Annotated in this window: 12 protein-coding genes; 3 read left to right on the top strand and 9 right to left on the bottom strand. The window is 69.8% G+C overall.

What is annotated here, in order from left to right; translation table 11 throughout:
* Positions 1-5: 5 nt before the first annotated feature.
* From WMF33_RS09845 to WMF33_RS09815, 7 genes are all read right to left on the bottom strand, one after another.
* Positions 6-860 carry a CPBP family intramembrane glutamic endopeptidase gene (locus WMF33_RS09845; protein ID WP_437336911.1) on the bottom strand — a complete coding sequence of 285 codons (855 nt, stop codon included), beginning with the start codon at positions 858-860 and terminating at the stop codon, positions 6-8.
* A gap of 221 nt (positions 861-1,081) precedes the next feature.
* Entirely contained in the window at positions 1,082-1,471 is a 390-nt protein-coding gene (locus WMF33_RS09840) for a nuclear transport factor 2 family protein (RefSeq protein ID WP_437336910.1), read from the bottom strand.
* 152 nt (positions 1,472-1,623) lie between these two features.
* Complete coding sequence (locus WMF33_RS09835; RefSeq protein ID WP_437336909.1) at positions 1,624-2,556, bottom strand: helix-turn-helix transcriptional regulator; 933 nt, start codon at positions 2,554-2,556, stop codon at positions 1,624-1,626.
* Positions 2,557-2,748: 192 nt separating this feature from the next.
* Positions 2,749-4,173, bottom strand: a complete 1,425-nt coding sequence (locus WMF33_RS09830; RefSeq protein WP_437336908.1) for a hypothetical protein — start codon at positions 4,171-4,173, stop codon at positions 2,749-2,751.
* A gap of 2 nt (positions 4,174-4,175) precedes the next feature.
* On the bottom strand, positions 4,176-4,592 hold the full coding sequence (locus WMF33_RS09825) for a hypothetical protein (RefSeq protein WP_437336907.1): 417 nt from the start codon (positions 4,590-4,592) through the stop codon (positions 4,176-4,178).
* A 331-nt stretch (positions 4,593-4,923) separates the two neighbouring features.
* Entirely contained in the window at positions 4,924-5,532 is a 609-nt protein-coding gene (locus WMF33_RS09820; protein ID WP_437336906.1) for a hypothetical protein, read from the bottom strand.
* A 400-nt stretch (positions 5,533-5,932) separates the two neighbouring features.
* Entirely contained in the window at positions 5,933-7,198 is a 1,266-nt protein-coding gene (locus WMF33_RS09815; protein WP_437336905.1) for an alpha/beta hydrolase family protein, read from the bottom strand.
* 217 nt (positions 7,199-7,415) lie between these two features.
* Between WMF33_RS09815 and WMF33_RS09810 the strand changes: the two genes are divergently transcribed.
* Both WMF33_RS09810 and WMF33_RS09805 read left to right on the top strand, forming a co-directional pair.
* Entirely contained in the window at positions 7,416-8,150 is a 735-nt protein-coding gene (locus tag WMF33_RS09810; protein WP_437336904.1) for a SanA/YdcF family protein, read from the top strand.
* 44 nt (positions 8,151-8,194) lie between these two features.
* Positions 8,195-8,524: a hypothetical protein gene (locus WMF33_RS09805; RefSeq protein ID WP_437336903.1), complete on the top strand. Its 330-nt coding sequence runs from the start codon at positions 8,195-8,197 to the stop codon at positions 8,522-8,524.
* Between the two features lie 231 nt (positions 8,525-8,755).
* Here the strand turns inward: WMF33_RS09805 and gstA are convergent, their stop codons facing one another.
* On the bottom strand, positions 8,756-9,376 hold the full coding sequence (gstA, locus tag WMF33_RS09800; protein ID WP_437336902.1) for a glutathione transferase GstA: 621 nt from the start codon (positions 9,374-9,376) through the stop codon (positions 8,756-8,758).
* A gap of 282 nt (positions 9,377-9,658) precedes the next feature.
* Here gstA and WMF33_RS09795 point away from each other — a divergent pair, with 282 nt between their 5' ends.
* Positions 9,659-10,075 carry a winged helix-turn-helix transcriptional regulator gene (locus WMF33_RS09795; protein ID WP_437336901.1) on the top strand — a complete coding sequence of 139 codons (417 nt, stop codon included), beginning with the start codon at positions 9,659-9,661 and terminating at the stop codon, positions 10,073-10,075.
* Positions 10,076-10,102: 27 nt separating this feature from the next.
* Here the strand turns inward: WMF33_RS09795 and WMF33_RS09790 are convergent, their stop codons facing one another.
* Positions 10,103-11,002 (bottom strand): hypothetical protein, encoded by a 900-nt coding sequence (locus tag WMF33_RS09790; protein WP_437336900.1) that lies wholly within the window; start codon positions 11,000-11,002, stop codon positions 10,103-10,105.
* Between the last annotated feature and the right edge of the window lie 664 nt (positions 11,003-11,666).

The following is an 11,666-nucleotide window of genomic DNA, read 5'->3' as shown; positions in this document are numbered from 1 at the left end:
CGGAGCTAGCGCGGGAGCACGCTCGCTGGGCGCCGGCCCGCCACACGGAACAGCGCGACGGCGGCAGCGGTCCACGCGATCAGCGTGACGACCGACCCCTCGACGCCGTAACCACCGCCGCTCAGCCACGCCGGACCGGCCGGCGTCACCTGAATCCAGCCGCGCGCCGCATGACCGGAGACGGGCACCGACATCATCGCATCGAACAGGTAGTTCCAGGCGAAGTGCATGCCCATGGCGATCCATACGCGGCGGGTGAGCAGGTAGACGCCGAGCAGGCCGGCGCCGGCCGATGCCGTGGCCAGCACCGCGAGGACGCTCACGTTGTCGTTCGGCAGGTGGGCAAGCGCAAACAGCAGTACGTTCGATGTCACGGCGATGCGGAGCCCCCACCGCTCCTCGACGATGCGGAACAGGATGGCGCGGAACACGAGCTCCTCGAAGGTCGCGACCATGATCTGCTCCGGCAGCGGCTTGAAGATGGCGCGCCAGTCACCCAGGCCCTGCATCTGCAGGGCGCCACACAGCAGCAACACGCCGGCCACACCGACCGCCAGCGCCGCGCCGACGCCGAAGCCCTTTCCCAGCTCCGGCAGGATGCGTGGCCCGGCAGCTTCGAGCGGCTCGCGCTTCTCCACGTTGCGCACGTAGAAGCGGTAGCCCGCCATGCATCCGGCCGCGGCCAGCAGCGTGGGCCACACCACGCGCATGGGTTTGGGCACGATCTCGGACAGCATCAGCAGCAGCGCCATCGTGCCGATGGAGGCAAGCACCGCGAGCAAGATGCGGACGAAGGTGTTTGCGAGAAGGCGCTTGCCCAGCGAAGGGCGGAGCGCTGCGTCAGGAGCGGCGGTGCTCATTGGTCCTCCTTGGTTGAAGTGCTCCGGAAACCCTCTGCGCGCCGCCCTCCGAGGTACCACATCCGTTCGCCGCGCCACACCTCCCTGTGCCCACGATCGCGCGTCTTTTACCGACGCGCCCGGTCGCCGCGCACGGCGTGAGGTGTCGTGCGCCGATGGGCGACCGGCCGTCGACGCGGCGAGGGGTAGGCGCGCGCCGCCGTGGGTGCGAGGCGGCGCGCTCAGAACATGGCGCGGGGGTTGGGCGCGTCGGCCGGGATGTCCTGCAGCACGTCCCAGTGCTCGCAGAAGCGCCCGTCGGCGACGCGGAAGATGTCGACCACCGCGACCCCGCGCGGCCGCCGCGGGTTCACGAGCTTGTAGTGCACCACGGCGTACTCGGCGTCGGCGATCATGCGCTGGATCTCGACCTGCGCGCCGTGAAGCGGCGTCTCGCCGTCGCGGAAATAGGCGATGAAGGCCTCGCAGCCGTTGGTCCCGGGCGCGGCGCGCGCGTCGGGGTTGTGGTCGACGAAGTCGGCGGTCAACAGCGCGCGGACGGCGTCCCAGTGCCTGCCGACCACGGCGTCGTACAGCTCGAGCAGCATCTGCTTGTTGCGTTCGGGGTTCATACGGAGGGGGCGTGCCTTTCTGCACCGGGGGCATGGTCGCTCGCCGGTGCGCGCTCACCCTCGCAGCGGGGCGCGCGGCGGGCTTGAATCTGCGCGCCAATCGTCGGCGCCGATCGTCGGCTGCCGCGCGCGCGCCGCGCCGTGGGCGCGTGCTAGCGCGTGCGCGCGACCGCGCGATACGCGCTCGGCGGCATGCCCGACGCGGCGCGGAACTCGCGCGCCAGGTGGGCCGCGTCGCTGAACCCGTACGCGTGCGCGATCTCGGTGAGCGGCCGAAGCGAGCCGGCGATCGCGACGGTGGCGTCGCGCGTGCGCACGCGGCGCGCGAGCGCCGAGGCGGTGGTGCCGTGCGCCGCGAGCCGGCGCTGCAGCGTGCGGACCGACTGCCGCGTGGCGTGCGCGAGGCCCTGCGGCGTCCACGGCGCGTGCGGATCGCGCGCGATCGCCGCGAGCGTGGCGGCGACCGGGTCGTCCGCGGCGCTCGGTGGGTGCAACGTCAGACGCGCGGGCGGCGCCGGCGCGGTCCGGCGCGACCACGCGAGGCGGAGCGCGACCGGCGGCTCGGCGAGCGACGCGGGCCCGAGCCAGCGGGCGTCGCAGGCGAGGTCCCGCCACGGTCCGCGCGCGACGCGCGCCGCGACGACGAGCTCGCCGTGGCCCATCCGGCGCAGCAACGCGGCGAGCACCCCGGTGATCATCACGGTCTGGCTCGCGGGGGCGAGCGCGCCGGCGTACGGCTGCGCCGCGAGCTGCAGGGCGCCGGCGCCGTCGAGCGCGAACCGCGTCTGGTGGCGCACGCCCCACGCGCGCTCGAGCGCGCTCCAGCGATGCGCGAGCTGCGCCACGCTCGCGGCGCCCTCGAGCAGGTAGAGCGTCGGCGAGAAGGTCAGCGCGTCGAGCCCGTCGCCCAGCGCGAAGACGGCGCCGAGCCCACCGACGCGTGCGCGCTCCGCGACGAGCGCCCGCAGCGGCGCCGCGGGGCTGAGGGCCTGCAGGGCGGGGTCGGGCGCGCGCGCGACGTGCGCGTCGCGCGGGCGGACGCGCTGCGCGAGGTGGATCAGCTGCAGGCTGACGTTCTGCGACACGGGGCGTGGGCGCAGCGACAGGCGTGTGGACGGCCGCGGGCGCTCGCGCGCGAGTGTGGCACCTGCGCGCGCTGGCCGCCACGGTCGCGCGCGCCCCTCGACGCATGGCAGGGGCCGCCTTCACTCCACAGCCTGCGGGGCCAAGGGTTTCGCATCTGGTGCAACCGATCTACATGCGACCCATTTTTGGACTCAAGTATTCCAGGAGATCACTCTCTCCGCATTCAAAAGAGATGGCCAAGAGTTGAACCATTGGCCACTCAAATTGTAGCTTTTGCGAATATTAAATTCCTCCTTGTCCAGCATGAGGCTCCGCAGGCTCGGCACATGCGTATGCGCGTGAACCCACAACCGAACTGGAACAAAATAAGACTCTGAACTATCCGTCTTCAAAGGATCCTTGGTGCCGTTGGCGATGACGTTCTCGCGGAACACCTGGAAGGTGTACTTCCTCGCAGAGCGCAGGATCGAAAACTCACCGAGCTCATCGATCACGCCATACCGCTGAAGCGCGCTCGGCCAATGGTCGTTCAAGTTGTTCCCGTCCTCGTCATCTGCGGGATCCGGTTTATGCCATCCTCGGCCCCATTTGTTCCTACCATATTCGTAGGTCACCGATTTTCCTGGGACCACTTGTATTACGTTTTCCAGTGACGAGGCGGGCCTCGTGTCGTTGTACTCGTCGAGGATGTGACCATGCTCGAAGACGACGGACCCTCGTCTCCCCGTGCGAACGCGATCGCAGTCCTTGAACTCGCCGAGATCGTAGAACTGCGCCTTGGTCCACCTCCGCTCGACATCGTGATTACCCGGCATCATCAGGTCGAAGAGCTTGGGTGAGGCTGCGAATCGGCTGCCCTCCCAGCGCGCCCGGACCCTCTCCATGGCGCGCTCGGACCGCTCGGCTCGCGCAATGAGGATTGTCTGCTCGGGTATCGTCGCGTACACCACCGGACCCGAGGGTCCCATGAAGAAGTCATTAATGTCTATTGGCCTGGAGTAACTACCCTCCTGGACGTAGACCTCTTCTCGCCCCGTCCATTCATAATAAATCCCCGGGGATGCCTCCGTCTCCCATATCTCGACGAAATCCCCGAGCTGGACGATTCGAGCCTTGCCTTTCGCGGCGACGCGGATCGTTTCCAGCGTATCGATGAGATGATTACAGCTTTCGGGCGCGCCCGAAGGCGAGAACATGTCGCCCTCGTCGCGAATACCAACATGACAATCGGGAATGAACACCAGCAAGACGTCCTTGCTGGTCAATATCTCGTCCGGGTACTCGCGCTCGTAATCGAACCACGGCTTGATGAATTTGTGCGCCTTGATTGAAGGAGACAGATTATTTTCCTTGAGCGCCGCGATCACGTCATTGATGAGTTTGTTCTCCCCGATGGTGATGTCGGCGTCGGAAGAATGCATGATCCGGCAGATCACCATCGTCGAGCCGCTCACGAGCCCGAGGAAGTATCCTGTCGCCGTCCAGTGACCGACGTCGAGCACGTAGGCAGATGGTGCGCGGTCGTCTTTACAAGGCCGTATGCTCGAAGGAGGGCTCGACGGATAATTTTGCCCGGACTCGTAGTTCTTGGACGCCCGATCCTGAACGCACACCATGGTCACAACCCTTTCTCCAGCGGTGCTCGAGCACCTCGGGTACCGATGTGCCGATCCCAGTACTGCATGCCGTCCGTCATGGTGGCGGCCTGCTCCCAGGCATGCTCGAACTGGGGATGTAACAGGACGTTGTGTTTTTCGGGCGTGGGAATGGATGGATTGGTGAGGACCCTGAAGATGTCGGCTTGCCGATGGTACTCCGGGCTGATCGTCACCATGTGGAGGACGAACGTGACGATGTCGTTCTCGAATTCGAATCCATAATCACGAGCGATCGCAATACAATGCTCGGCGACCTCTCGCGCGTGACGCCCGAGCAGGCCGTCGCTGGGGACGTGCTCGCGGATCGTCCCGGCGACGCGATCTTCGAAATCCGCCTCAGCGAGGATGTCGACCTGTCCTTGATGAACACGCATCATGATTGACAATCATATAACACGTAGAAACCGCCGCTGACAAGCGCGCAGACGACTCCCTGCGCACCCGAACGAACCGCCCCTCGGGAAAAGCGACGCAATATCAACGACCTATTCGCGCATCGAGTGGGCCGCCTTCACTCCACAGCCCGCGGGAGCTCGTCCAAAGGAGGTCGCCAGTGCGGACCGGTACCGGCATCACCAAGCCAGTCGGTGCGCGCATCGACGGGGCGAGCCAGCTCCGCAGAGTGTACCTCGAGACCTGTTGGCGTGCCCGTGTGGCGGGCGGCGGTGGCTCGCGGCCGATCGCGCGCTCCCCGCCCTTCGCGCCGGATCAATGGCTCCAGCTCGTGCCTTCCGCGATCTTCTGACCGGCCGGGCCGAACGTCGTCTGGAGCACCGACTTGCCCTTGATGCGGACCTTGGTGACCGTCTTCGGGATGGACCAGCTCACGACGTCATTGCAGCTCGGCTGGATGAAGCCGCCGCCCGGGTAGTACACGCCGGTCTTGCTCTTCGTCGCGCCGATCTGCACCCAGCAGCCCTCGGCCTCGTCGAAGCCGTAGAGCGTCGCCGTCGTCGTCGTGTGCTCGCAGACGCTCTTCGACTTGCCGGCGTTGACGCTGTACGCCATCGCCGTCTGGGTCGACGCGAACGCGTTCTTCACGTTCGTGACCTCGACGACGTAGCTGCCCTTGCTGCTGTAGTACGTGTTGTCCGGCGACTCGCGGAGGGTGAAGCTGCCGACGTCGCTCGAGTTCGACTGGGCCGCGGTCTGGTCGACCTGCAGGGCGGAGATGTCGACGCACAGCGCCTGCGAGGTCTCTTCGACCTCCTCCAATCCGGCCAGCTCCGCGTCGAGGTCGGTCGCGTCGGCGACGCAGCCCACGAGCGCGAACGAGGACACGAGGGACGAGGCGAGGAGGATCATTGCACGCTTCATGATTGAGCTCTCTTTCGGGTATTTAGTTGAACGACACGTGATCTGACGCGCGGGCAGTCCGCCGCGGGTGCGACGAGTCGAGTCCATCCGTCGCCCGGGTCGCCCTGCTCGCCGCTTGGACCGCGCCGAGCGTCACGCAACGCCTATAAACAGGAAGCGTGCCACTCCCCGATCCCGGCGCTCGGCCGCGCGCGCCGGCATTTTCGCGCCTTCGCGCGCTCCGCGGCCCGGGCGGTCCGCGCCCGCGCCGGCGCGCTGAGGGCGCGCCCCCTCAGCCTGGGGGCGCCGCCCTCCAGGGGGAGTCGTCAGGGGAGATCGAGCGCGCCAGAGCGCACGCCGGTGTGGGACGGCGGGCGGCGGCGCCGGCGCTCAGGGCGCGAAGGACCTCTCGTCGGCGACGTCAGCGCTTCTTCTCGAAGGACACCTCGGGGTACTCGGGCGAGGGGCCGTCGAGCAGCGGCGACGCTTCGCCGCGCACGTGCGCCTCGACGAAGGCGCGCGTGTACGCGTTCGTGATCTCGACCGCGCGGGCCGGAGCGAGCGTGCCCAGCTCTTCGGGGAGGGCGCCTGCGCCGAGCAGGTGCTCGATGACGACGGGCAGGTCCGAGAACGTGAGGTGGGCGGCGCCTTCGACCCGCGCGAGGTAGCCCTGGCCCTTCAGCGCGCCGTAGGTCTCGTCGACGCGCACGTCGTCGACGTGGCCCTCCGCGAGCATGATCAGGAACGGCTGCGCGAGGCTCCGGCCTCCGGCGCCGCTCTCCGGCCCGACGAGGGTGCCGTCGAGGTTGAGCCCGGCGTCGAAGCGGTCGTCGACGGCGCACGCCTCGGCGGCCATCGCGCCGCCGAAGGAGTGGCCGAGGACGCCGACCCGATCGAGGTCGAGCCGCCCGGTGAGCAGGCCCTCGGGGTCGCGCTGCGCGGCGGCCGTGAGCTCGTCGAGCACGAAGCGCGCGTCGTCGACCCAGACCGCGACGTGCTCGTCCATCGCCTCGAAGAAGGCGTCGATCTCCTCCGGCGTCGCGTCCATCCCCGGCGGCGTCCCGACGACCGAGCTGAAGGGCACCGCGCGGCCGTCGGGGAACAGCGCCAGCTCGGTGTCGTGGGTGTGGCTGATGGCGGCGACCACGAAGCCGTGGCTCGCCAGGTCCTCGACGAGGCTCGTGTAGTCGGCGCGGAGCATCCCGAACCCGTGCGAGAAGAGGAGCACCGGGTGGGGCGCGCCCTCGTCGGCGAGGGGGACGCCGGTGCGCGCGTGCGTGACGAAGCTCGCCTCGAAGCCGTCCTCGACCGGGAGGCCGGTGCTCGCGCGGCGGCTGTCGCCCTCCTCCGGCGCGAGGTACGGCGCGAGCTCGCCGGCGCCGCAGGGATCGGCCGGATACCAGAGCTGCACGAGGAGCTGCCGGCGGTCCTCGGGATCCTCGGTCGCCTCCTCGCCACGCGCGCCGTCGGTCAGCGCGCGGACCTGCGTGCCGACCGGGTGCGGCCCGGTCGGGCGGGGAAGCTCGAAGAGGCCGTCGCCGGGCGGAGCGTCGCCCCACCCGGCGCAGGCCGGATCACCGTCGCGCGGCGGCACGGCGTCATCGTCGCCGCAGCCGGCGAGGAGCGCGCAGGCGGAGAGAGAAGCGAGCAGCCAGGAGGCATGTCGAGAGAGGCTGTGATGGATCATGTTCGGTTCGTGCTCATACCGTGTTCGAGACCGGCGCGGCGAGCGCGATTGTGGCGGTGTGGCCCATCACCGGGCACGGCCATCTCGGTCCCCGACGGCCGCATCGCAGCTCGGCATCGGAGGCCACGCCGCGACGGCGCCACACACCTCGAGCCCGAGCCCATCCGTCCTTCCGGCGCGCCAGAATACGCGCGCCGTCCGGCGCGTTGAGCCGGGCGTGCCCCCGAAGCCTCGCCCGGCCCGGCCTCGCCTCGGCGCGTCGACCCCTCGACGGCTCGCCCATCGCACGCTCGTGGCCCTGGTGTCGCTGCTGCTCGTCGGGGGCGCTGCCCTGGCCGGCGCGCGCCTCTGGGTCCTGCGGTCGGCGCGCATCTACCGCGAGCTCGACGCCGTACCGCGGGGCGAGGTGGCCATCGTCCCGGGCGCGCTCGTGTGGCCGGACGGAACGCCGTCGGCGGTCCTCGAGGATCGGCTCGCCGCGGCCCTCGAGCTGTACCGCGCCGGCAAGGTGCGGCGCGTGCTGGTCTCCGGGGACCACGGGCGTGTCGGGTACGACGAGCCCAACGCCATGCGCGCGTGGCTCGTCAGCCGGGGCGTGCCTTCCGAGGACGTGTTCATGGACCACGCGGGCCTGCGCACGCTGGACACGATGCAGCGCGCCGCGCGCGTCTTCGGCGTGCGCGACGCGGTCGTGTGCACCCAGGGCTTTCACCTGCCGCGCGCCCTGTACCTGGCGCGCGCGGCGGGCTTCCCCGCGGTGGGCTACGCCGCCGACCGGCGCGTCTACGCGAACGCCGACCGCGACGCGCGGCGCGAGCTCCTCGCCACGGCGCTGACGCTCATCGACACCTGGTCAGGCCGCGGTCCGCGTTTCCTGGGGCCGCCGGTGCCCATCCAGGGCGACTCGAGCGCTTCCCACGACGCGTGGACGCGCGGGCTCGTCGTTCGATGAGGCGCGCGCCAGGGTGCTCGGCGCGCCCTCCAGAAGCTGGCTCGATGGCTCACGCCGCTCGAGGAGACGCCGCAGACGCCGCGGGCCTGCCGCCGGACCTCCCCATCGTCGCCTTCGATTTCGAGCCGCAGACCGTCGACTACATGCGCCAGGGTCGCATCAAGGCCACGCACGTCCAGCGGCAGTACTACACGGGGTATCTGGGGCCCTATATCGTCTACGGCATCAAGGCCCTCGGCCTCGCCGCGACCCGGCAGATGCTCGCGCCGCAGCTCGTCGACGGTACCCGGTTCGACCTCGGCGTCGACGTGGTTCCGGCGGAGAAGGTGGACGCCTTCTACGGCTTCCTCGACTCGATCGGCGCGGAACAGTAGCGCTGTCGTGGCTCGAGGGAGGCCTCGTGCGGCGCCGGGGCCGTCCCGCGCGCGGGGGGGGGAGCGCGCGCCGCGGCGGCTCGGACATCGTGCAGGTCGCTCCCTCGGCGATCTCGTTCGACCGCGGCAGAGAGCTCATCGCTGCCGTGCGCCTCACGCCGAAGGCCGTCTACCGCTGGTATGCGTGTGGCCTCGCGCGCTCGACGTTTGCGGCGCGGTTCCAGGGCCTCCTTACTTGCCGCCCTCGACCTGAAGCCCCTCGGCCCGCATCGCCCCCTGCACCGCCGGGCGCGCGGCCACCCGCCGCTGGTACGCGAGCAGATTGGGGAAGGCCGACAGGTCGATCTTGACGAAATTCGCCCAGTTCGTGACCGTGAACAGGTAGGCGTCGGCCACGGTGAACTGCTCGCCGAACAGGTAGGGCCCCTTCGCGAGCCCCGCCTCGATCACGCCGTAGCGCTTGCGCAGGTACTCTTCGCGCTCTTGCCGCTGCTCGGGCGACGTCTTCGGGGAAAAGAGCGGTCCGTAGGTCTTGTGCAGCTCAGAGTTGATGTACCCGAGCGTCTCTAGCACGCGGTAGCGAGCCATCGTGCCCGGCGGCGGCACGAGCTTCGCTTCGGGCTTCTGGTCGGCCAGGTACTGGACGATGGCCGGTCCCTCGGTCAAGACCTCGCCGCCGTCGAGCTCGAGCGCGGGGATGTACCCCTTCGGGTTGATGGCCCAAAAGTCGCGGCCCGACGACGTCTTCTTGGCCGCGAGGTCGACCTTGTCGAGCGTCAGCTCGATGCCGAGCTCGCGGGCGACGATGTGCGGAGACAGAGAGCAGCCACCGGGAGAGAAATACAATTTCATAGAGGCATCCTTCGAATGATAGCGTGTTGGTGAGAACCCCGAACGGCCCCGCCCCGGCGACGCGCCCCCGGGTGTCCGGGGCGGCGAGGGGCGGGCGGACGCGGGGGCCGGCGAAGGCCCCCGCGCGCCCCGGCGAAGCCCGTCGCTTCGGCGAGGGCCGCGGCGCGCCAGCCCGATCGCTCGGGCCGGCGCCGTCGAGACCAGCAAGCTAGCGCGCGAAGTTACTCCTGGATACTCGCTAGGTGCCAGAATCCTGAAAAAGGGGTATCTTCGGGGTTACCCATGGCGCTGCCGGTTCGAAAAAATCACGTCCCTCCGCCGCCGCTCTGCCCGCTGACGCTGTGCATGGCGCTCTTGCGCGGGGCCTGGGCGCCGAACGTCATCTGGTCGCTCAGCGGGCAGCCGCGCCGGTTCGGCGAGCTGCGCGTCGACATCCCGCAGATCTCGGCGCGGGTGCTGAGCGCGCGCCTGCGCGAGCTCGAGGCCAAGGGCGTGGTCAGCCGCCGCGTCATGCCCACCTCGCCGCCCTCGGTCGAGTACGAGCTCACCCCGCTCGGCCACGAGCTGGTGCCCGCGCTCCGTGCCATCGCCGAGGTCGGCGGAAAGCTCAACGGCCGAGGGGGGCCTCACGCCGTGCCGGGGCCCGGGGCACGCGCGCGCAGGCGCGCGGCCGCCCCGGCGCGAAGCCACGTTGCCTGAGCGCGGGCACGGACGCAGCAGCGGATCTCAGAACACCGTCGCAGCGAGCGACACGGTCGCTCCCCACCTCGGCCGCAAGCTCGCCGACGGCGCGCCGCCGAGGCCCACAGGATCATCGCGGTCGCTCCGCTCAATGAACGCAGACGCGCGCTGCGTGACCGCCCTCGTGAGCTCCCATTCCAACTGCGCCGCGACGCGCGTCATCAAAATCATATCCCCCGCCCGAGGCGCCCCTTCAGGCACGCCCAGATCGCTCACCACAACCCGCTCCGCCAGCACGACCGTGCCGCTGCCGCCTGCGTAGATTTCACGCGTGATCGCTACCCGCCCCTCCGCTGCGATCTGGCCCCCCACGTCGCCCGCGCTCCCTGTCGGATCGAGCCGCGAGAATGTTCCAGCGCCGATCGCCGCGCCAGGCCCACGCTCCCCAGCGACAACTCGGTCGAGAGAGCTCCAGCTCGGTACGAAAGGCAGCGCCGTCGACCGATAGACGAGATCCCCGAAGATCGTCGGCATCATGACGCTCGGGACGCTGTCCTTCTCGCCCTCCTCCGACGACGGCGCCTCCGCCGGCAGCGTGGCGTCATAAAGATGCGCCGGCACAGCGATGCCGATGCCGCCCCGCGCCCCGAGCGACAGCCGTCTCGACAGCGAAATGCCCGCGAGCGACAGCACATCAAGCTCGATCGTGAGCGCCGCCAGATTGGTACGCCCCTCCTCCCCCCGCTTGAACGGCGCGTCCTGCTGCGCCACGTTCAAATCGATGATCGCCGCATGGACCGGCCGCTCGGGGCTCCGGTCGAAGAACTCGACGATGACCATCTCGACCCCGAGATCGCGCCGCGTGGTTCCCTCCTCGTAGCGCAGCACGTCGGCCTCGACGGCGAGGCTCATCAGGTTCATCTTCGCCGGCAGCACCGTGAACATGCCCGGGAGCGCGAACCGGCCGCCCACCGACATCACGCCGCGCTGCGATCGCCAGAAGCGATCGGTAAACTCCACAGGCCTCTGGTACGAAAACCGCTGCTCCAGGACGACCGGCGTAAGCTGAAGCGTCGCGCTCTCCGCCGCGCGCCACTCGAACGCCCGAGCGCCGCCCGTCGATCGCGCCGCGGCGAGGCCAGCCGCGCCCGCGCGGACGATCAAGCCGCGGCGCGCGTCGAGCATCGAAGGCGAAAAGAGGCCCAGGCCTGGCGTCCTCGCGTCCGGCTCCGCGGCCGTCCACCCGATCCACCCCTCGCCGTCGATATACGGCCGCAGCCCGCCCCGCGCGCCATCGCCTCGCGTCCCCGCGGCGAGCGCGTCGACGCCCAGCGACAGCGACGCTCCCCAGCGCTCGTCCTTCGCGATCGCGATCGAGTGCGGAGAAGCCTCCTCGCCAGCCACGGCGCTCGCCCCCGGCTCGTCCTCGCCGCGCGCGGACCCGCCCGCGCCGATCTGCGTAAGGAGCGCGCACGCCCCGGTCAGCGCGATTCGCTGACGACGCGAAATCGACTGCGCACGCAGGCGCTTCTGCGCGGGGTCTGGACGCATCGACGTGGGGCCCAGAGGGCGCCTAACAACTCCCGTGCCCGCGCCGAGCCCGCCTCCT

It is taken from the genome of Sorangium sp. So ce394 (assembly GCF_051474665.1).
Taxonomy (GTDB): Bacteria; Myxococcota_A; Polyangia; order Polyangiales; family Polyangiaceae; genus Sorangium; species Sorangium cellulosum_D.
Note: the sequence above shows the minus strand (reverse complement) of the source record. Positions and strands in the feature narration are given on the sequence as shown.

What these genes read in the sequence shown, in the direction of transcription:
- WMF33_RS09845 (WP_437336911.1), bottom strand. Translation starts at nt 860, where the DNA reads ATGAGCACCGCCGCTCCTGACGCAGCGCTCCGCCCTTCGCTGGGCAAG.
- WMF33_RS09840 (WP_437336910.1), bottom strand. Translation starts at nt 1,471, where the DNA reads ATGAACCCCGAACGCAACAAGCAGATGCTGCTCGAGCTGTACGACGCC.
- WMF33_RS09830 (WP_437336908.1), bottom strand. Translation starts at nt 4,173, where the DNA reads ATGGTGTGCGTTCAGGATCGGGCGTCCAAGAACTACGAGTCCGGGCAA.
- WMF33_RS09825 (WP_437336907.1), bottom strand. Translation starts at nt 4,592, where the DNA reads ATGATGCGTGTTCATCAAGGACAGGTCGACATCCTCGCTGAGGCGGAT.
- WMF33_RS09820 (WP_437336906.1), bottom strand. Translation starts at nt 5,532, where the DNA reads ATGAAGCGTGCAATGATCCTCCTCGCCTCGTCCCTCGTGTCCTCGTTC.
- WMF33_RS09815 (WP_437336905.1), bottom strand. Translation starts at nt 7,198, where the DNA reads ATGATCCATCACAGCCTCTCTCGACATGCCTCCTGGCTGCTCGCTTCT.
- WMF33_RS09805 (WP_437336903.1), top strand. Translation starts at nt 8,195, where the DNA reads ATGGCTCACGCCGCTCGAGGAGACGCCGCAGACGCCGCGGGCCTGCCG.
- gstA (WP_437336902.1), bottom strand. Translation starts at nt 9,376, where the DNA reads ATGAAATTGTATTTCTCTCCCGGTGGCTGCTCTCTGTCTCCGCACATC.
- WMF33_RS09795 (WP_437336901.1), top strand. Translation starts at nt 9,659, where the DNA reads ATGGCGCTGCCGGTTCGAAAAAATCACGTCCCTCCGCCGCCGCTCTGC.
- WMF33_RS09790 (WP_437336900.1), bottom strand. Translation starts at nt 11,002, where the DNA reads ATGTTCACGGTGCTGCCGGCGAAGATGAACCTGATGAGCCTCGCCGTC.